This window comes from Sphaerisporangium aureirubrum (genome assembly GCF_042658925.1).
Taxonomy (GTDB): domain Bacteria; phylum Actinomycetota; class Actinomycetes; order Streptosporangiales; family Streptosporangiaceae; genus Sphaerisporangium; species Sphaerisporangium aureirubrum.
In genome coordinates, this window is sequence record NZ_JBHSRF010000081.1 from 1 (window position 1) to 19,574 (window position 19,574).

Here is a 19,574-nt window from a genome sequence, read left to right on the forward strand (position 1 = left end):
TCCGGGGTTCGGTGGAACCGGACACAGGAGTTCATCTCGCTGAAACCTAAGGGAGGGGCGGGATGGGTAGAGTCCCGCCATCCTCGACAACGTTGGCTGCCCCGGCAACCCGGCCCTCCCCGCCACCACACCCCAGATCACCCCCCACCACGGGACCGCACCGCCGGCGGGAATGGCCCGCAACCCCGTATCCCCCCGTTCACCGACCGGATCGTCTTTTCGGCGCCGGAGCGGCGGGACGTTGTACGGCGAACCCGGCGCCGCCGTACGGCGCTACACCCAGCTCCACCGGGACACCCCATCACAGGGAGAGACCATGAGCCCGGCAGGCCCGGGGGCGCGGGGGTGTCCCCCGCATGAGCACAGCCCTTGCGCCTTCGCGCGAAGCGCGCCACCGCAATGACCGTTTCACCGGGCGCCCGCAGACAGCCGGGTTGTCCGCCGCTAGGCGGCGCCGGGTTCGCCGTACAACGTCCCGCCGTACCGGCGCCGGGAGAAACATCCTTGAGGGCCGGGGAACAGCTGACGGCCGGGGACGGCGGGCGGCCGGAGACGGCTGACGGCCGGGGACGGCTGACGGCAGGGGACGGCTGGTGGCCGGGGACGGCTGACGGCAGGGGACGGCTGACGGCAGGGGACGGCTGGTGGCTTTTTGGGGGTTGGGGGGGTCGATCGATGAAGGATTGTACTGAAAGTTTCACCGGTCGCTATTCGACCTCCTGGGGGTGGAAGTACGTAATTTTCATGGGCTGAAATGGATATCGCGGCTTGTGCGGGGCGTGGTCGGGGTGCGGGATGGCCGAAAGTTTCAGGGGTGACTTGACACATTTCGACAGGGTTTCCACACTCAATCCCTGGGGCGGTCTCCCCTGCCAGGTCGGTGGTGCGGCTGCAGGAGGACCGCCTACTGCGGTGCCCTAGTGGTGTGCGTTTCCCTGGTGATGGGGCGAGGCGTCGATCCCGCGGGCGTCCCCGCATTTTTTCCGCGATTCATTAATGGAGGCTCAGGCATGGGCACGAACGCCATACCCCCACCTGGAACCCGGCGCACCGTCAAAGGACTCCGGATCGTGGTCGCCGGCGCCCTCGGCGTCCTCGGCGCGATCACGTTCCTGACGGCACCGAATTCCGCGAATGCCGCGGAGAGCACGCTCGGTGCGGCGGCCGCGCAGAGCGGCCGGTATTTCGGTACCGCCATCAGCGCCGGCAAGCTCGGCGAGGCGGCGTACACCTCGATCGCCAACGCCGAGTTCAACATGGTGACGGCCGAGAACGAGATGAAGATCGACGCCACCGAGCCGAACCGGGGGCAGTTCAACTTCACCAACGGTGACCGGGTCTTCAACTGGGCCAGGCAGAACGGCAAGCGGGTCCGGGGCCACACGCTGGCCTGGCACTCCCAGCAGCCCGGATGGATGCAGTCCCTCAGCGGCAGCACCCTGCGCCAGGCGATGATCGACCACATCAACGGCGTGATGGCCCACTACCGGGGCAACATCTACGCCTGGGACGTCGTCAACGAGGCCTTCGACGACAGCAACGGCGGCCGCCGCCAGTCCAACCTGCAGGCCACCGGCAACGACTGGATCGAGGTGGCGTTCCGCACCGCGCGGGCCGCCGACCCCGCCGCCAAGCTCTGCTACAACGACTACAACATCGACAACTGGACCTGGGCCAAGACCCAGGGCGTCTACAACATGGTCCGCGACTTCAAGTCGCGCGGCGTGCCGATCGACTGTGTGGGCCTGCAGGCGCACTTCAACAGCGGAAGCCCCTACAACAGCAACTTCCGCACCACGATCTCCAGCTTCGCCGCCCTCGGCGTCGACGTGCAGATCACCGAGCTGGACATCCAGGGCGCCTCGGCCCAGACCTACGCAGCCGTCACCAACGACTGCCTCGCCGTCCCCCGCTGCAACGGCATCACCGTCTGGGGCGTCCGCGACCAGGACTCCTGGCGCTCGGGCGACACCCCGCTCCTGTTCAGCGGCAGCAGCAAGAAGCCCGCTTACACCTCGGTCCTGAACGCGCTCAACGCCGCCGGCCCGAACCCGACCGTCACCCCGACCGTCACGCCCACCGTGACCCCGACGGTGACGCCCACCGTGACCCCGACGGTCACGCCGACCGTCACCCCGACCGTTGTCCCGGGGGCGTGCTCGGCGACGCTCTCGACGGTCAACAGCTGGCCCGGAGGGTTCCAGACGACGGTGACCGTCCGCGCGGGCACCTCGTCGGTCAACGGGTGGACCGTACGGTGGACCTGGCCGGGTGGTCAGACCATCAGCAGCCTGTGGAACGGCCAGCAGACCGTGTCCGGCTCCAGCGTGACCGTCCGCAACGCCGCCTACAACGGCAGCGTCGCGGCGAACGGGTCGACGACCTTCGGCTTCACCGCCAACGGCAGCGCCGCGACCCCGACCGCCACCTGCACCAGCCCCTGACGGCGGCCCGGCAGCGATAGAGCCGGGTTCCACGCCAGGGAGAACACATCGGTGTCGCGGTCGCCGCAACGGCCGCGACACCGAGGAGAAGCGGCACGAGCGGGCCGGCACCACCGGCCCGCTCGTACGGGCTCGGACCGGGGAAGGGAACCCCCCGGTCCGAGCCCTCCGCGTTTTCGCGGCCCGAGGCGGGGGCGGGCCGCGGGATCAGATGCCGCGCATGCGCAGGACGTGCAGGGCCAGGGTGAGGTTCAGGCGCAGGTGGGCGTCCTCGGTGAAGTTGCCCAGCATGCGTTCCAGTTTGCCGATGCGGTAGCGCAGCGTGTTGTAGTGGAAGTGCAGGCGGCGCGCGGTCTCGGCGACGTTGAGGTTGGTCTCCAGCAGGACGTGGAGGGTGCGGCGCAGGTCGGCGTTCTCGGCGTCGTCGTCCAGCACCAGAGGGCCGAGGGTCTCGCGGACGAAGGCGTGGAGCTCGGCGGTGTCGTTCACCAGGGACAGCAGGCGGTAGACGCCGAGCTGGTCGAAGTGGGCCACGGCGCCGGCGCCGTGCAGCTGGCGGCCCACGCGGGCGGCCTTCAGGGCCTGGCCGTAGGCGTCGGGGAGGGACTCGACGCCCTGGGCCACGCGGCTCATGCCGGTGGAGAACGTGGCGGGACGGGAGTCGGCGAAGGCGCTCACCGCGTCCTTGGCGAGGCGGGTCATGTCGGCCTCGGAGCCGACGACGGCGACCACCTCGTGGGAGAACCCCGCGACCGCGCCGCGGGGGTCGTGGCGGCGCACGGCGGCGGTCCAGGCGGTGAGCAGGCGGTCGGGCGGGATGTCGAACTCGGGGTCGATCTCGGCGACCAGCACCCCGACGGGACGCTCCAGGTCCCAGCCGAACGCGCGGGCCCGGGCGGCGACCCGGGTGCCGCCGCGGCCGGTGAGGACGTCGCGCAGGAAGTCGGCGCGGTACTTGCTCTCCACGGCGGTGACGGCCTCCTGCCGGGTCACCACCAGGGCCGCGACGGTGGCGGCACGTTCCAGAATGCCGACGTCGCCCTCCCGGATGGTGCCCGCGGGGCTGTGCGCGATGATCCGCCCGTGGTGGTGGCCGCCCGCGACGACCGGGACCACGGTGTAGTCGCCGCCGGACGACGTGGGCGCGCCGCGCAGCGCCACCCAGTCGCCCGCGGCCTCCAGCACGTGCCCGGCCGCGTCCACCACCGCGACCCCGACGTCGAGCAGGCCCGCCACCTCGGCCACCACCTCGCGCAGCCCCCCGCCGGCGAGCACGATCTGCACCAGCGCCCGGTGGGCCTCCTCGGTCCTGGCCAGCAGGGCGGCCTGCCGGTTGAGGATGTCGGTGAGCACCTGGTTGAGGATGTCGTCGAAGCCGACGTCGTTCGGCAGGAGGATCAGGGGGAAGCCGAGGCGGTCGGCCTGCTCGACCATCTCGGCGGGCAGTTCGTCGACGTACCTGCCGAGCTTGATGCCGAGCGCCGCCAGGCCCCGCTCGTCCAGGTCCGCCACCAGCCTGCCGAGGGACTGCGGGGTGTTGCGCAGGGGGTAGCCGGTGGTCAGCAGGAGTTCGTGGGGTTTGACCCACGCGAGGATGTCCGGCACCTCCATGACGTTCAGCCGTTGCACGATGCGGTCGAGGCCGTTCCTTCCGCCGATCAGGCGGGCTCCGGCCAGTGTGGAGACGCCAAGCACCTCCCCCACGGACACGCCGTGAATGATGGTGCCCGTGGAGGCCAAGCGCATCGCCGGGGGTGATGGGTCAGCTGTCATGGTCATGCTCCCGGGTGAAAAGCCGTTTCGGTGATTCTGACGGAATGACATCTCTGTCAACAAGAGCCAACTCATTGAAGAACTGTTGGCATCTTTCTCCGTACGGCGGCTCCCGGCGCCGTTTTACGGTCTCCCCAGACTCGCTGGAGGCTGGGTGACACTGGGGACGGGAACAAGGATTCGCCACCGCACGCCGGCGAACACCGAGGCGTTCGGCGCGGCGAGCACCGCGCTCCGCCCGGCGCTCGAATCGCCGCGGCGGCCCGCGCGAGTGCTCGCGGTGTTCCCGCTCGGCATGTACCTGGAGATCCGCACCGAGGCCGAGCCGTCCGTCGTGGCCGTGGTCACCGGCGAGGCGACCCGGCTGCCCAACGCCATGGTGCTCACCGACCCCCTGCCGCCGGCGTCGGCGGGCGACGAGGCCGCCGTGGGCGACGGCTGCGTCGAGATCGGGCGGGTCACCGTGCGCGTGCGCCGCTGGTGGGATCCCGCTCCCCCGCTCGGCCCGGTCGACGCCGTACGGCTGGCCCGGGCCCTGCCGCGCTTCGTCGAGATCTGCGACGCCGCCGGGCGCCGTCCCGGCCTGCCTCCCGGCGGGGCCGGGGACATGCTGGCCGAGGGCTGCCACCGGGGGTCGCTGGCCATCACGATCGCCGCCGCCGAGCAGCTCATGGGCCTCGGCCCCGGGCTGACGCCGAGCGGCGACGACATGCTCGCCGGGCTGCTGGTCGCGCTGCGCCACCTCGGCGGGTCCGCGGGGGTGCGCAGGGCGGTGTGGCTGGCCGACTGGCTGGCCGCCACCGTGGCCTTCGACGCACGCACCCGCACCACGCCGATCTCCGCGACCCTGCTCCACTGCGCCGCGCGCGGCGAGGCCTGCGTGGACGCGCTGGCCGTGCTGCGCGGCGTCGCCGGACGCCAGCCGCTGGAGCCCGCGCTGCGCCGCCTGCTGCGCATCGGCCACACCTCCGGCGCCGACCTCGCCTGGGGCATGCGCACCGGCATGTCCGCGGTGATCGCCCTAGGTGGCGCCACCGCCGGTCAGGTGGCCGGGGCCTCCCGCGCATTATGACCGGCACGCCACCCCCCGGATGCGTCGAAGAGCAGGGCAGGCATCACCATCAATGCAGGAGAGAGGCGGTGAGCGACGGTTGACCACGAGCGCCGATCAGGTTGAGGTGCGCGCGGGCGTCTACCACGACTCGGTCAGCCTGATGCGGGTCAGCCAGGCACTCGGCTCCCGCCAGGGCGTCACCGTGGCGATCGTGGCCATGGCGACCGAGCTGAACGTCGGCCTGGCCCGTGAGGTCGGGTTCGAGGTGCCCGCGGCCGGGCCGACGGACCTGCTGGTCGCGATCCGTGCGGACTCCGGGGCGGAGCTGGCCGCGGCCGGCGAGGAACTGGAGCGGCAGTTCGAGGAGCTGGGCAGGGCCGGGCGGAACGGCGGCGGCGCGGCGACCGAGTACCCGCCGCGCACCACCCGGGCCGCGGCCAAGGTGTTCGACGCCACGCTCGCGCTGGTGTCCACGCCGGGCGACCACGCCTTCGCCGAGGCCATGGACGCCGTCGAGGCCGGGCTCTCGGTGATGATCTTCAGTGACAACGTGCCGCTGGAGCAGGAGATCGCGCTGAAGGAGCGCGCCGCCGAGCGCGGCGTGCTGGTGATGGGCCCCGACTGCGGCACGGCCGTGGTGGGCGGCGCCGGGCTCGGCTTCGCCAACGTGCTGCGCCCCGGGACGGTCGGCCTGGTCGCCGCGTCGGGCACCGGCGCCCAGCAGGTGATGTGCCTGCTGGACCAGGCGGGCACCGGGGTGAGCCACGTGCTCGGCGTCGGCGGGCGCGACCTGTCGGCGGCGGTCGGCGGGCGCTCCACGCTGGTCGCGCTGCGGGCGCTGGACGCCGACCCGGCCACCGAGCTGATCGTGCTGATCTCCAAGCCGCCCGCGCCCGAGGTGGCAGAAGCCGTCCGCCAGGCCGTACAGGAGCTGAGCACCCCCGTGGTGAGCGCCCTGCTCGGGCCCGGCCAGGACGACCTGACCACCGCGGTCGAGAAGGCCCTGCACGCGCTCGGGCGGGCGGTGCCGGAGTGGGCGTCCTGGACGGTGCCTCAGGAGCCGCGGGCGGCCGGGCTGTGCGGGCTGTACTCCGGCGGCACGCTGTGCGCCGAGGCGGCCCTGATCGCGGGCGGCGGCCAGTTCACCGACTTCGGCGACGACGAGTACACGCGGGGCCGCGCGCACCCGATGATCGACCCGGCGATGCGGCTGGACGCCCTGTCGCGGGCGTCCGGCGTGATCCTGCTCGACGTCGTGCTCGGCCACGGCGCCGACCCCGACCCCGCCGCCCGGCTGGCCCCCGCCGTCCGTGAGGCCGTCGAGCGGGGCGCCGCGGTGGTGGTCGCCCTGGTCGGCACCGACGTCGACCCCCAGGGCCTGCGCCGCCAGGCCGAGGCCCTCCACCAGGCGGGCGCGTCGGTCTTCGTGTCCAACGCGGCGGCCGCCCGGCGCGCCAAGAGCCTCATCGGGAGCGCGTCGTGACCCCGGTGTCCGTCCTCACCACGGCTGCCGTCCGGCACGCCGGGAGCCTCATCGGGGGTGCGCCGTGACGTTGTCCATGCTCGACGGCGAGGCGCGGGTGATCACGGCGGGGACCGCCGTGCTCGCCGAGGCGCTCGGGCAGCAGGCCGTGCCGCATCTGGCGGTGGACTGGCGGCCTCCGATGGCCGGCACCGCGGAGGCCCTGGCCAGGGTGCTGGCCGATCCGCGCCTGGCGGACGCCAACGCCACCGCCGTCGCGCGCATGATGTCCGCGCGGCCCCGGCTGGTCGGGGCGCGCCCGGCGTCCGAGGTGCTGGAGCTGCCGCCGCGCACGTTCCTGCACGCGGGGCCGCCGGTCGACTGGGAGCGGGCCTCCGGGCCGATGCGCGGCGCGCTGATCGGCGCGGCGCTGTTCGAGGGGCTGGCCGCCGACGCCGAGGAGGCCGAGCGGCTGCTGGTGGCGGGCGGGGTGAACCTCGACTCCTGCCACCACCACCGCACGGTCGGCCCGATGGCGGGCGTGGTGAGCCCGTCCATGTGGATGCTGGAGGTGGCCGACGAGGAGCACGGCGGCACCGCCTACTGCTCGCTGAACGAGGGCCTCGGCAAGGTGCTGCGGTACGGCGCCTACGGGCCGGAGGTCGTGGAGCGGCTGCGCTGGATGGGCGAGGTGCTCGGCCCGGTGCTGGCCGCCGCCCTGGCGCTGAGCGGCCCGATCGACCTGCGCTCGCTGATCGCCCAGGCCCTGCAGATGGGCGACGAGCTGCACAACCGCAACCGCGCGGCCACGTCGCTGCTGGTGCGCGAGCTGGCCCCGGCCATCGTGGACGCCTCCCCCCGGTACGCCGCCGAGGTGCTGCGCTTCGTCAACGGCAACGACCACTTCTTCCTCAACGCCGGCATGGCCGCGGGCAAGGTCTCCGCGGACGCGGCGCGCGGCGTGCCCGGTTCGTCCATGGTGGTCGCCATGGCGCGCAACGGCACCGATTTCGGCATCCAGGTGTCCGGGCTCGGCGACCGGTGGTTCACCGGCCCCGCCGGGGTGCCCGACGGCCTGTACCTCGGCGCCTACGGCCCGCAGGACGCCAACCCCGACATCGGCGACTCCACCATCACCGAGACGTGCGGGCTCGGCGGGTTCGCCATGGCGGCGGCCCCGGCGATCGTGCGTTTCGTCGGCGGCGACGTCTCCGACGCCATCACCGCGACCCGCTCGATGTACGAGATCACGCTCGCCGAGCACCCGGCGTACCAGATCCCCGGGCTCGGGTTCCGCGGCACACCCACCGGTATCGACGTGACCCTTGTGGCACGCACCGGCGTGCTGCCGGTCGTCAACACCGGGATCGCCGGACGGGTGGCCGGAACAGGCCAGGTGGGAGCGGGTCTGGTCAGCCCGCCCGCCGAGGCGTTCGTCGCGGCTCTGACCGCGCTCGCGGAAGAGTAAAGGAAGACCGAATTCCCATTGACCCCTCTTTGACCCTAATATCGTTGGCCAAGACTCACTGTCGTTGATGACGCACTTGATCAGTCGATGACCCATAAATAGGGATATGGCGCGGACAAGCGTGAATTGGGGGCCGCGGGATGACTGCCGATCGCGTGCTCGGGAGTACGCCCTCCATGTCAGAGGGTAGGAACCCGTTGGGCGCGGGGGTGGCACCCGAGGGTCAAGGCCGACTGGTGGGCAGGCGCTACCGCCTGCTCTCACCGGTGGGCCGCGGCGGCATGGGCATGGTCTGGCACGCCCACGACGTGCTGCTCGACCGGGACGTCGCCGTCAAGGAGCTCATCCTGCCCCTCGGCCTGGACCACGCGGGCACCCAGGTCGCCCACCGGCGCATGCTGCGCGAGGCCAGGTCCGCCGCCCGCCTCAGCCACCCGGGCATCGTCACCGTCCACGACGTCGTCGAGGAGGACGGCCGGCCCTGGATCGTCATGGAGCTGGTCCGCGCATGGTCCCTGGAGCAGGCAGTGCGACAGAGCGGGCCGCTGCCCGTCGTGCAGGCCGCCGAGATCGGCGTCCGGGTGCTGGACGCGCTGCGGCACGCGCACGCGGCGGGCATCCTGCACCGGGACGTCAAGCCCGGCAACGTGCTGCTCACCGCCGACCGCGTCGTGCTCACCGACTTCGGCATCGCCGCCATCGAGGGCGACGTCACCATCACGCAGACCGGCCTGCTGATGGGCTCGCCCGCCTACATCCCGCCCGAGCGGCTCCAGGGCCGCCCGATCACCCACGCGGCCGACCTGTGGTCGTTCGGCGCCACGCTGTACGCGGCCGTGGAGGGGCGCCCGCCGTACGAGGGCCCCGACGCGGTCGCGGTGCTCGGCGCGGTGCTCACGCAGGAGCCGAACCGCGCGCAGCGGGCCGGCGCGCTGCTGCCCGTCATCGAGGGCCTGCTGCGCAAGAACCCCGCCGACCGGATGCCGGCCGTCCAGGCGGCCGAGTTGCTGGAGCGGGTGCTGCGCACCCACGGCTCCGGCCTGCCCGTGCGGGGACTGGACGGCCTGACGTCCACCCCGCTGCCCACCCGCGACGACTCCACCCCGGTAGGTATGCTTCCGCCGCTCGATCCGCCCTCCGGTCCCCTGCCCTCCCGCATCATCGAGACGCCGTCCGGCCCCGTACGGGTCCCCGCCGAGCCGTCCCCGGCGCCGTCCCGCGACGACGCCGACCGGTTCCGCCGCCGCGACGGCGAGCCCGGCATGCCCTTCGCGGCTCCCGCGGCCTACGACGCCCTCGGTGCCGAACCACCCCGGCCCCCGTCCTACGACTCCCTGCGCGGCGCGACCGGTCCCTACGAGACCTCACGCGGCCCGGCGGACCCCTACGACGCGCTGCGCAGCCCTTCGGGGCCCCAGACCTACGACGCGCTCAGAAGCCCCTCGGGCTCGCAGTCGTACGACGCGCCGCGCGGTGCCTCGGGGGCGCAGCCCGACCCGTACGACGCGCTGCGCAGCCCTTCAGGGCAGCAGCCGAACCCCTACGACGCGCTCCGGAGCCCTACGGGGCCGCAGACCTATGACGGGCTGCGCAGCCCGTCGGGGCCGCAGGGGTACGACGCGACACGGAGCCCCTCAGGGCCGCAGGCGTACGACGCGCTGCGGAGCCCGTCCGGACCCCGGCCCGACCCGTACGACGCGCTGCGCAGCCCTTCGGGCCCGCAGCCGGACCCGTACGACGCGCTCCGGAGCCCGTCCGGACCCCAGACCTATGACGCGCTGCGCAGCCCCTCCGGGCCGCAGGGGTACGACGCGACGCGGAGCCCGTCCGGGCCGCAGGCGTACGACGCGCTGCGGAGCCCGTCCGGCCCCAGGGCCGACGACCCGCGAGGGTCCCGGCCCGACCCCTACGACGCGCTGCGCGGTCCTTCCGGTCCTGATCGGGATCTGCCCGGGGACGGGGGCCGCTCGGCGGGCGACGTGCTGGTGGCGGGGGTGCCGGGGGCGCGCGACCGGTCGCCGAACCTCGCCGACCGGCTGGCCAGGGACATCGAGAATCCGTTCGGCGGGCCCGAGCCCCGTCGCAGGGACACCCGGGACGACCGGCGCGACCGGGGCAGGAACGACGCCCCGCGCCGGGTGCGCGTGGACGACGTGCGCGACGACGGGCGGGACGACACCCGTGAGGGCCGCTCCCCCGTGCTGATGATCCTCGCGGGCGCCGGGATCGTCGGCGTCGTGGCGGCCCTGCTGTTCGTGCTGTGGCCGTCGGACCCGGCCCCCCGGGACGACGCCGCCCCCGCCCCGCCCGCCGCGACGTCCGCCGAGCCCTCGACGAACGCCGCGACCGGCGAGCCGCCGGCCGCCGGGCCCGAGGAGGGCGGCGGGTCCGCGGACGTGCCGTCCGGCTTCCGGGCACGCACCGCCGCCGGCGTCTCGGTCGCCGTGCCCGAGGACTGGACCGCCTCGGTCTCCGACGCCGCCGTGACCTACATCGGCCCGAAGAGCTCCGGCCGCCGCATCCAGATCAAGCGTGTGGCGTCCACCGGCGACGACGGCCTGGCCGCGCTCACCAAGACCAAGGACGAGGCCACCCTCACCGACTACGCCCAGACCCGCCTGGAGTCCTCCTCCTTCGGCGACTACCAGGCCAGCGTCTGGGAGTACACCTACACCGCCCTCACCAACGTCACCACCCACGCCGTGACCCGCCACATCACCGTGAACGGCGAGACCGCCTACGAGGTCACCTTCACCGCCCCCGACGCCGAATGGGACCAGGCCGACAACCGCCAGGCCCTGGCCGTCCTCTGGAACACCTTCAAGCCCTCCGCCTGAACCCCGTTCAGGCGAGGGGGATGGTGACCTGGTCCTCCAGCGGGGGCTCCTCCTCCTGGGGGCGGCAGCCCGTGGCCGCGAAGCAGCGGATGCGCAGGGTGCCGCCCTCGACGGAGACGTGCAGGAAGCTCTTGAAGAACGGCGGGTCGTCCCAGTCGGAGAGCTCGGAGAACCAGCGGTGGAAGGTGCGCCCGACCGGCAGGTGGAAGGGCATGGGCCAGCCGCCGAGGATGCGGGCGGCCCATTTCATCCGTGAGGTGATCTTGACCTGCGGCACGCCGGGGTCGTCCTCGGCGGCGGGCGGGGTGGTGGAGGGCTCGGGCGTGGTGGTGACGGGCCGGGGCGGGGCGTTGCCGATCTGGCGGGACATCAGCAGCAGGCCCTGGTCGGGCGTCAGGTAGAGCCAGGGCATGTGGAGGCGGCGGGCGTAGAGCTTGCTGTAGAACGACAGCGAGTCGCCGCGCAGGGGATAGCACTTGAACGCGTCCTCGTGGACGCCGCCCGCGTCCACCCGGGAGATGGTGTGGGTGGCGTGCATGAAAGCGCCGCCGGCGCCGGAGACGATGTACTGGATCACCCGGTCGCCCACCACGACGGGATAGCGCTGGTAGTTGTGGGTGTCGCCGCCGACGGCCGCCACGTAGTTGTGCGCGGGGTCGCGGACGATCTCGTCGACGGTGCCGCCGCCCTCGATGGGACCGGGGTGGTACTCGTTGCGGTCGTAGATCGGCTTGCCGGTGATCAGGATCTTGGGCCGGGGGTCGGCCGACACGCGGCGCAGCCAGGCGCCCTGCTCCCGGTCGATGCCGCCCCTGATGCCGTTGTCGATGCCCACCAGCAGCAGCCCCGGCAGGTCGATCACCCAGTACGGCCCGGGTTGCGCGGACCGCTGCGCCGGGGCGGCGCGCCGCTCGCGCGCCTTGGCCAGCCGCGCCTCGTCGATGACCTCGGGCTTCTTCCACAGCAGCCCCCGCAGCCCGGACGGCGACAGCGAGAACCCGCGCCGTTCGGCCTTGAGCGGGGGCTCGTCGCAGAACACCCGCATGAACCCGCCGAGCCCGTCGTACCAGTCGTGGTTGCCGGGGATGGCGTAGATCGGCGCGGGATACTCCTGGTAGGGGCGGAAGAACTTGTTCTCGTAATCGTCGCCCGCCCCGGTGGGGTAGATGACGTCGCTGGCCACGACCGCGAACGCGGTGTCCGCGCCGATCTTGAGCAGGCCGGGCACCACGGCGTACTGCGAGGCGTCCCCCTCGCCGGTGTCCCCGATCAGCAGGAAGCTGTACTCCGGCCCGAGATCGGGCTTCATCCGGAGATCGGGGTCGACGCCGTGCTCCCGGCGCACCGCCAGCCACCGCCGCCGCACCTCGTCGGACGGATCGCCGAACAGCTGCGCGAGGATCTCGTTGCGCGAGCGCAGCAGCACCGACGGCCGCAGCCAGGAGAACCCGGCCTTGTCCGGGCGCAGGTCCTGGAACGTGCCTATCTGCTGGCACGCCCATCCGGCGCCTTCCTCCGACACCCGGGACGACAGCTGCTTCCCGCGCGCTGCGGCCTGATCCACGTCGACCATGACCCCATTTTCGCCGTGATCTTGCCCGGACGCGCGGCCGATCACAGAAAACGACGGGTCACGGAATGAGCACACCCGGGTTGAGAATGCCCGCCGGATCCAGGCGCTCCTTGACGGCGCGCATGATCTCGACCCCCAGCTCGCCGATCTCCAGCGCGTAGGCGTGCTTGTGGTCCCTGCCCACGCCGTGGTGGTGCGAGATGGTGCCGCCCGCGATCCCGATGGCCTCCCCGACGGCGCGCTTGGCGGTGTCCCACTGCCCTAGCGGGTCGTTCGTCTGGGCGGTCACCACCGTGAAGTACAGCGAGGCGCCGGTGGGGTACACGTGCGAGATGTGGCACATCACCAGCGGCGGGTTGCCCTCCTGCCCCGGCGGGCCGGTCTGCCCGAGCGCCACGCTCAGCACCAGCCGCACCGCGTCGTACAGGCGGGGCACGCCCGACCAGAAGCAGGCCGTCTCCAGCGTCTCGACGGTGGCGCCCGCCGCGAGGAGGCCGTCGCGGAGGTACGGCGCGCCGAACCGGCCGCGCGCCCACGCCTCGCCCGGCTCGGGCCCGAGGTAGACGCCGCCTAGGCCGGACAGCGTCTCGGCGGTCTTCTCGCGCCGGTGGGCGACGTCGCCGGTCTCGCCCTCGTACCCCACGATCGCCAGGCAGCCCGCGTCGGTCTGGAACCCGCCGATCTCCCCCGGCTTGGCCAGCCCCACCATGGTCTCGGCCTCGTCGGACAGGCGCAGCACGGTCGGCGCCAGCCCGTCCTGGACGACGCGGCGCAGCGCCGAGGCCCCGGCGGCGAACGAGGAGAACCGCCAGCCCTCGTACACCCGCTCGGCGGGAATCCGGCGCACCCGCAGCCGCAGCGCGGTGATCACCCCGAAGGCCCCCTCGGAACCGAGGACGAGCTGGCGCAGGTCGGGCCCCGCGGCGGACTTGGGCGCCCTGCCGAACTCCATCGTGCCGCGCGGCGTGGCCACGGTGACGGCCATCACCATGTCGTCGAACCGGCCGTAGCCCGCCGACGCCTGGCCGCTGGAGCGCGCCGCCGCGTAGCCGCCGAGGGTCGCGTACTCGTACGACTGGGGGAAGTGCCCGAGGGTCAGCCCGTGCCCGGCCAGCAGGTATTCGGCCTGCGGGGTGCGCAGGCCGGGTTCCACGTCGGCCACCAGCGACTCGGTGTCCACCGACAGCAGGCGGTTGAGCCGGGAGAGGTCCAGCGCGATCACCCCGGCGAAGCCGCGCCGCTTGGCCACCAGGCCGCCGACCACCGAGGTGCCGCCACCGAACGGGACGACCGCGACGCGGTGCCTGGCGCAGACCCGCAGGAGCTCCAGCACCTCGTCGTGCGAGCCGGGCAGCACCACGGCGTCCGGGGCGTCGGACCCGTCGCCCGCGCGCATGCGGAGCAGGTCGGGGGTGGACTTGCCGCGGGTGTGGCGGATGCGGGCGTCGTCGTCGATCCGCACGTTGGCGGCCCCGGCCACCGCGCCGAGGTCGGCGAGGATCTGCGCCGTCAGTGCCACGGGATCCAGCCGGACCTCGCCGAAGGTCGCCGCGCGCCGCACGGGCTCGCGGACGCCGAGCAGCTCACGCAGCAGTTTGAGCACGGGCGCGGGCAGTTCGGCCGCCTTCGCGGGGTCGCCCCAGCCGGACCACAGCATGGGTTCGGCGGGAGTGTCGGGAGTCTCCACGCCCTACACTGTGACACGCCCCGCCGGGGCTCGTGCGGCGCCCCGCTTCGCGAGGGGGACACGCCGACGATCGGGCAGGTCGCCCGGCCGGAAGGGGTACGCCATCGTGAGTTCCTCGCTGAACGCCGCGCGCCGGGCCGCGGAGCTCGGCCGGTCCAGGGAGACGGTGGCCGATCTCCTCGTCGTGGGCCTCGGCGCCACCGGCGCGGGCGTCGCGCTGGACGCCGCGGCGCGCGGCCTGTCGGTGGTCGCGATCGACGCCCACGACCTCGCCTTCGGCACCTCGCGGTGGAGCTCCAAGCTGATCCACGGCGGCCTGCGCTACCTCGCCAAGGGGCAGGTCGGCGTGGCGTGGGAGAGCGCGGTGGAGCGCGGCGCCCTGCTGCGGCACACCGCGCCCCACCTGGTGCGGGCCCAGCCCTACCTGCTGCCGCTGACCCCCGAGGTCCCCGCCGCGCAGGCGGCGATGATGATGGCCGGCTACCGGATGGGCGACGCGCTGCGCGCCGCGGCGGGCACCCCGCGCCGCACCCTGCCCGGTCCGCTGCGCGTACCCGCCTCCCGGGCCAGGGAGCTGGTCCCCGCGCTGCGCGAAGCCGGGCTGCGCGGCGGGCTGGTGTCGTTCGACGGCCGGGTGGTGGACGACGCCCGGCTGGTGGTCGCCGTCGCCCGCACCGCCGCGGCGCACGGGGCGCGGATCCTCACCCGCTGCCGGGCGCTGTCGCTGTCCGGGGCCGGGGCCGAGGCCCGCGACGAGCTGACCGGTGAGACTTTCACGCTGCGCGCCCGCAAGGTGATCAACGCGACCGGGGTGTGGGCGGGCGAGCTGTCCGGCTCCGTGCGGGTGCGGCCGTCGCGCGGCACCCACCTGGTGCTGCGCGAGGGGGCTCTCGGCCCGCTGCGCACCGGCATGCACGTGCCGATCCCCGGGGAGGTGGCCCGGTTCGTCCTGGTCCTCCCTCAGCAGGACGGGCGCGTCCTCGTGGGCCTGACCGACGAGCCCCTGGACGGCCCGGTGCCGGACGTGCCCGAGGCCCCCGAGTCCGACATCGTTTTCCTGCTGGACGTCCTCGGGTCGGTGCTCCAGGCCCCGCTGGGCCGCGACGACGTGGCGGGCGCCTACGCGGGCCTGAGACCGCTGCTGGACGGCGGCGGGCCCACGGCCGACCTCTCCCGGCGGCACACCGTCCTGACGGCCCCAGACGGCGTCGTGACGATCGTGGGCGGCAAGCTGACCACCTACCGGCGCATGGCGCAGGACGCGGTGGACGCGGCCGTCCCCGAGGCGCCGCGGAGCCGCACGGCGCGGCTGCCTCTGGTGGGCGCCTCGTCCGTCCCGGGAGGGCGTCCCGAGCCCGTTCCCGGGGACGTCCCGCGCCGCCTGGCCGAGCGGTACGGCCACGAGGCGGCGGCCGTGCGCCGGCTGGCGCTGGAGGAGCCCTGGGCGGCCGGGGAGCTGCCGCTCGGCGTGACGGCGGCCGAGCTGGTCTGGGCGGTGCGCCACGAGGGGGCGCTGGACGCGGCGGACCTGCTGGACCGGCGCACGCGCATCGGGCTGGTGCCGGAGGACCGCGCCGCCGCCCTGCCGGTCGCTGAACGTATCATCCGCGAGGTTTCCGGAAGTTAGTCCGTTTCATACCAGTTTTCCCAGCAAGCCCACGGGTGTGATTTTCCTCACACCGACATGACGTTAATCAGGCCATATAAGGCCATCGTGAGGATTTGGAAAAACAGGCCACCACCTCCCCTGGACGATTAGGTTAGTCTTACCTAAGTGGACATGGGAGGGAACGTGATGAGGGACCGGCCGCGCGGGTGCGATCACCCCGTCGGCGCTCACACGAACGGGATTCCGGTACGTGCGAGCGCCACGGTGGGCGCCCGCTTCTGGCTGCTCATCGAGCACAACGGTCCCTGGGCCTCCCACCTGCCCGAATGCGAGCTCCCCCCCGAGATCCACGAACTGCTCGACCTGGCCGCGGAGCTGGGCGTACGCGCCCAGCTGATCCGCCGCCCCGGCCGCCGCACCCCCATCTCGGGGCACCGCCGGATCCTCGTCGCCGACACCACCGCGGCCGTCCCCTGGATCGCCGGAGGCTTCTTCCGGGACCCAAGGGATCTTGACCTGCGATCTCTCGTGCGCGGAGTGGTGCCAGGGTCCTGCATACTGGTGAAGGAGCCGGTGTTCCTGGTCTGCACCCATGCCAAGCGCAACGCGTGCTGTGCCCGCGAAGGTCTGCCCATCGCCCGCGTTTTGGCCGATGCGGGCCCGGGAAGAGTCTGGGAAACCACCCATGTGGGCGGCGATCGCTACGCCGCCAACCTCGTGTGCTTGCCACACGGCCTTTACTACGGCAGCATGTCTCAGGCTGCCGCCATCGCGGTGGCAAACGCGTACCGGCACGGCGAGATCGTTCTCGACCGCTACCGGGGACGCGCGGGCATCCCTGAGCCATCGCAGGCCGCCGAACATTTCGTCCGGGTCCATACGGGCGAGTTGTCGGTAGGCGGAGTGGCCGTGGAATCCACCAGGTCGGACGGTGACGTCACCGAGGCGTTCGCACGCCGCGGAGACGCGCGGTTCCGGGTTGTGGTCGAGCGGACGACGTTCACCGCGCCGTGCGGCACCTCGTGCGCCGACACGGTCACAACCTACCGGCTGGCTGCACTGGAGCAACTCCGGTGCGGCTCGCCCGTACTGACCTGAGGGCTCCGTAACGAGCCGGGAACACCACGGCCTGTCACGGCGTTGGCAAATGAGGATGCCAAAAGCGTCCAATGCGGCCCAAACACGAAATACATCTCACCTAAGGTGGTTTCTCATGTCTCAGGTACGTCGGCAGATCGCCCGCCCCCGCCCCAGTTGGGGTTGGCAGGATGATGCCGCGTGCCGTGGAGAGGACCTTGTGCTGTTCTTCGGCCCCGACGGCGAGCGTCAGCCGGAGCGCGACATCCGCGAGCGCAAGGCGAAGGCCATCTGCGCCCAGTGCCCGGTCCGCGCCGAGTGCCTCGACTACGCCCTGTCCCGTCCCGAGAAGTACGGCACGTGGGGCGGGCTCAACGAGGACGAGCGCGCGTCCGAGCGTCGCCGCCGCATGCGGCGTGCCGCCAGCGCCGGGATCAGCGCCGCCTGACCAACCTCCACCGGCATGCTCCTAACCAGCCCGATCATGCGGCTTCTCCGCTCCTGTACGCCTCCAGGGTCGAAATTGCCGCATGATCGTGCGGGTGCCCCCCGGGTCCTCTCCGCGGGCGCGCCCGCCGACCCCCCGTCTCCTACGCAGGCGACCATCCGCCGGTCCCCCGCCCCAGCAGGCGCAGGACGTCGGCGTCGGACAGCTGCTCGAAGCGCTTGTACCACTGGCCGACGGCGTGAAAGCCGGGCGGGGTGACGAGCATGACCACCTCGTCCGCCTCGTCGCGCAACGCGGTCACCGTCTTCGGCGAGCCCACCGGGGCCGCCAGCACGAGCCTGCGCGGCCTGGCGCTCCGCACCGCCCGCAGAGCCGCGCGGGCCGTCCCGCCGGTGGCCAGCCCGTCGTCCACCACGACCACGTCCCGCCCGGTCAGCCTGGGCAGCGACCGCTCGCCCCGGTAGACCGCGACCCGCCGCGCCAGCTCCCGCCGCTCCCGCTCGACCACCGGCCCGAGATCCTCCTCGGTCATCCGCAACCGGTCCAGCAGCGCCAGGTCGAACACCGGCTCGCCCCCCTCGGCCACCGCCCCGAGCCCCAGCTCGGGCTGCGCCGGATGCCCGATCTTCCGGGTCACCAGCACCTCCAGCGGCGCGCACAGTCTCTCGGCCACCGGCCCCGCCACCGCCACCCCGCCACGGGGCAACGCCAGCACCACCGGATCCGCCAACCCCGTGTCCACGAGCATCTCGGCGAGCAGAACCCCCGCCTCCGCCCGATCGGCGAAGGGAAGAGACACCCGCCGACTAGCGCCCATACCCTCCCAGTACCCCCCACCCCGCTCCCCACCCGGCCCGGCCGGACGCCGTACGAAGCGTGGGCCCGCCGTACACGGAGCGTGTACGGCGGGCCCAGGGACGGCCGGCCGTCAGGGACGGGATCTGCCCCGGACGGACTTGTGGATGATCTTCCACTTGCGCGTTTCCTCGGCGCGCAGGCGGGCGTCGCCGCGGCGGGCCATCCAGGCGGCCTCCCGCTGGAGTTTGCGCCAGCTGGCCAGGCGACGTTCCGGCAGCTCGCCGTCCTCCACGGCGGCCAGGACGGCGCAGCCGGGCTCCGTCTCGTGGGCGCAGTCGGCGAACCGGCAGTGTTCCGACAGGTCCTCGATGTCGCTGAAGACCATGTCGACGCCCTGGGTCATCTCGTACATGCCGACCCGGCGGATGCCGGGGGTGTCGATGATCAGGCCGCCGCCGGGCAGGGTCACCAGCTCACGGTGCACGGTGGTGTGACGGCCCCGGCCGTCACCCGCGCGGACCTGCTGGGTCTCCATGACCTCCGCGCCGGCCAGCGCGTTGACCATGGTGGACTTGCCCGCGCCCGACGGGCCGAGCACCACGGCGGTGCCCGAGCCACCCAGGTGCTCGCGCACCTCCGCCACGCCTTCGCCGGTGACGGCGGAGACGGCGTGCAGATCCACGCCCGGCGCGGCGGCGGCGACGTCGTCCAGCAGGCTGGGGAGGTGTTCCCCCATGAGGTCGGCCTTGGTGATCACCACGACCGGCCGCGCGCCGCTCTCCCACGCCAGGGCGAGCAGCCGCTCGACGCGGCCGAGGTCGGCGAAGTCGTCGCCGTGCATGGCCGGCTCGGCGACGAACACGACGTCGATGTTGGCCGCCAGCACCTGACCCTGCGAGTCGCCGGACAGGCCGCCCCGCGAGCCGCGGCTGACGCCGCCGCGCACCAGGGCGGTGCGGCGCGGCAGGATCGTCTCCAGCTCGTAGCGGCCCTCGGGCAGCCACGTCAGCGCGGCCCAGTCGCCCACGCAGGGCAGGGCCACCGGGTCCTCCGCCGCCGCGCGGCGCAGGCGGGCGGCGTACTGGGCGGGCTGGTGGCCGTCGGTGGTGATGACGTCCGCGGCACCGCGGTCGACGCGGGCCACGCGGGCGGGGACGGCGCCGCCCGGGAGATCGGCGGCGAGAGAGTCGCGCCAGCCGAGAGAGGAAAGCTCATGACCGGTGGTGGTCACTACATGCACCCTTCGGGAACGGGTGCCCGCGACGTCAGCGCGTGATCGGCACCCAGGAGAAATCGGACTTGGGCATGCTCATCAGAAAGACCCGCATGTCGTCCTCACCTCCT

13 protein-coding genes are annotated in these 19,574 nt (G+C 73.1%); 8 read left to right on the forward strand and 5 right to left on the reverse strand.

Annotation, left to right across the window (positions count from 1 at the left end; genetic code table 11):
• Nucleotides 1–1,010: 1,010 nt before the first annotated feature.
• On the forward strand, nt 1,011–2,444 hold the full coding sequence (locus ACFP1K_RS34055) for an endo-1,4-beta-xylanase (protein ID WP_380761214.1): 1,434 nt from the start codon (nt 1,011–1,013) through the stop codon (nt 2,442–2,444).
• A gap of 207 nt (nt 2,445–2,651) precedes the next feature.
• Here ACFP1K_RS34055 and ACFP1K_RS34060 read toward each other — a convergent pair whose 3' ends face one another.
• Complete coding sequence (locus ACFP1K_RS34060) at nt 2,652–4,217, reverse strand: PucR family transcriptional regulator (protein ID WP_380761216.1); 1,566 nt, start codon at nt 4,215–4,217, stop codon at nt 2,652–2,654.
• A 154-nt stretch (nt 4,218–4,371) separates the two neighbouring features.
• Between ACFP1K_RS34060 and ACFP1K_RS34065 the strand changes: the two genes are divergently transcribed.
• The 4 genes from ACFP1K_RS34065 to ACFP1K_RS34080 all read left to right on the forward strand — a co-directional run bounded on the left by ACFP1K_RS34065 (nt 4,372) and on the right by ACFP1K_RS34080 (nt 11,038).
• Entirely contained in the window at nt 4,372–5,289 is a 918-nt protein-coding gene (locus ACFP1K_RS34065; protein WP_380761218.1) for a DUF2877 domain-containing protein, read from the forward strand.
• Between the two features lie 79 nt (nt 5,290–5,368).
• Entirely contained in the window at nt 5,369–6,754 is a 1,386-nt protein-coding gene (locus ACFP1K_RS34070; RefSeq protein ID WP_380761220.1) for an FdrA family protein, read from the forward strand.
• A gap of 64 nt (nt 6,755–6,818) precedes the next feature.
• Nucleotides 6,819–8,201 (forward strand): YlbE family protein, encoded by a 1,383-nt coding sequence (locus ACFP1K_RS34075; protein WP_380761222.1) that lies wholly within the window; start codon nt 6,819–6,821, stop codon nt 8,199–8,201.
• A 236-nt stretch (nt 8,202–8,437) separates the two neighbouring features.
• The gene (locus ACFP1K_RS34080) at nt 8,438–11,038 is read left to right on the forward strand and encodes a protein kinase domain-containing protein (RefSeq protein ID WP_380761224.1); all 2,601 of its coding nucleotides are present in this window, start codon (nt 8,438–8,440) and stop codon (nt 11,036–11,038) included.
• A 7-nt stretch (nt 11,039–11,045) separates the two neighbouring features.
• On the opposite strand, the gene ACFP1K_RS34085 is transcribed toward ACFP1K_RS34080, so the two are convergent.
• Together ACFP1K_RS34085 and ACFP1K_RS34090 are read right to left on the reverse strand one after the other, a co-directional pair.
• Nucleotides 11,046–12,611, reverse strand: a complete 1,566-nt coding sequence (locus tag ACFP1K_RS34085; protein ID WP_380761226.1) for a metallophosphoesterase family protein — start codon at nt 12,609–12,611, stop codon at nt 11,046–11,048.
• 58 nt (nt 12,612–12,669) lie between these two features.
• On the reverse strand, nt 12,670–14,268 hold the full coding sequence (locus ACFP1K_RS34090; protein WP_380761274.1) for an FAD-binding oxidoreductase: 1,599 nt from the start codon (nt 14,266–14,268) through the stop codon (nt 12,670–12,672).
• 136 nt (nt 14,269–14,404) lie between these two features.
• On the opposite strand from ACFP1K_RS34090, the gene ACFP1K_RS34095 reads away from it, so the two are divergent.
• From ACFP1K_RS34095 to ACFP1K_RS34105, 3 genes are all read left to right on the forward strand, one after another.
• Nucleotides 14,405–15,925 carry a glycerol-3-phosphate dehydrogenase/oxidase gene (locus ACFP1K_RS34095; protein WP_380761228.1) on the forward strand — a complete coding sequence of 507 codons (1,521 nt, stop codon included), beginning with the start codon at nt 14,405–14,407 and terminating at the stop codon, nt 15,923–15,925.
• Between the two features lie 153 nt (nt 15,926–16,078).
• Complete coding sequence (locus ACFP1K_RS34100) at nt 16,079–17,005, forward strand: sucrase ferredoxin (protein ID WP_380761276.1); 927 nt, start codon at nt 16,079–16,081, stop codon at nt 17,003–17,005.
• 115 nt (nt 17,006–17,120) lie between these two features.
• On the forward strand, nt 17,121–17,432 hold the full coding sequence (locus tag ACFP1K_RS34105; RefSeq protein WP_093171423.1) for a WhiB family transcriptional regulator: 312 nt from the start codon (nt 17,121–17,123) through the stop codon (nt 17,430–17,432).
• 142 nt (nt 17,433–17,574) lie between these two features.
• Here ACFP1K_RS34105 and ACFP1K_RS34110 read toward each other — a convergent pair whose 3' ends face one another.
• Nucleotides 17,575–18,231, reverse strand: a complete 657-nt coding sequence (locus ACFP1K_RS34110) for a phosphoribosyltransferase (protein ID WP_380761229.1) — start codon at nt 18,229–18,231, stop codon at nt 17,575–17,577.
• A 129-nt stretch (nt 18,232–18,360) separates the two neighbouring features.
• The gene (gene rsgA / locus ACFP1K_RS34115; RefSeq protein ID WP_380761231.1) at nt 18,361–19,461 is read right to left on the reverse strand and encodes a ribosome small subunit-dependent GTPase A; all 1,101 of its coding nucleotides are present in this window, start codon (nt 19,459–19,461) and stop codon (nt 18,361–18,363) included.
• Nucleotides 19,462–19,574 lie beyond the last annotated feature (113 nt).

Excerpts from the sequence above, each read along its gene's own strand:
- ACFP1K_RS34055 (WP_380761214.1), top strand. The coding sequence starts at position 1,011 with ATGGGCACGAACGCCATACCCCCACCTGGAACCCGGCGCACCGTCAAA.
- ACFP1K_RS34060 (WP_380761216.1), bottom strand. The coding sequence starts at position 4,217 with ATGACAGCTGACCCATCACCCCCGGCGATGCGCTTGGCCTCCACGGGC.
- ACFP1K_RS34085 (WP_380761226.1), bottom strand. The coding sequence starts at position 12,611 with ATGGTCGACGTGGATCAGGCCGCAGCGCGCGGGAAGCAGCTGTCGTCC.
- ACFP1K_RS34090 (WP_380761274.1), bottom strand. The coding sequence starts at position 14,268 with ATGCTGTGGTCCGGCTGGGGCGACCCCGCGAAGGCGGCCGAACTGCCC.
- ACFP1K_RS34100 (WP_380761276.1), top strand. The coding sequence starts at position 16,079 with ATGGGAGGGAACGTGATGAGGGACCGGCCGCGCGGGTGCGATCACCCC.
- ACFP1K_RS34105 (WP_093171423.1), top strand. The coding sequence starts at position 17,121 with ATGTCTCAGGTACGTCGGCAGATCGCCCGCCCCCGCCCCAGTTGGGGT.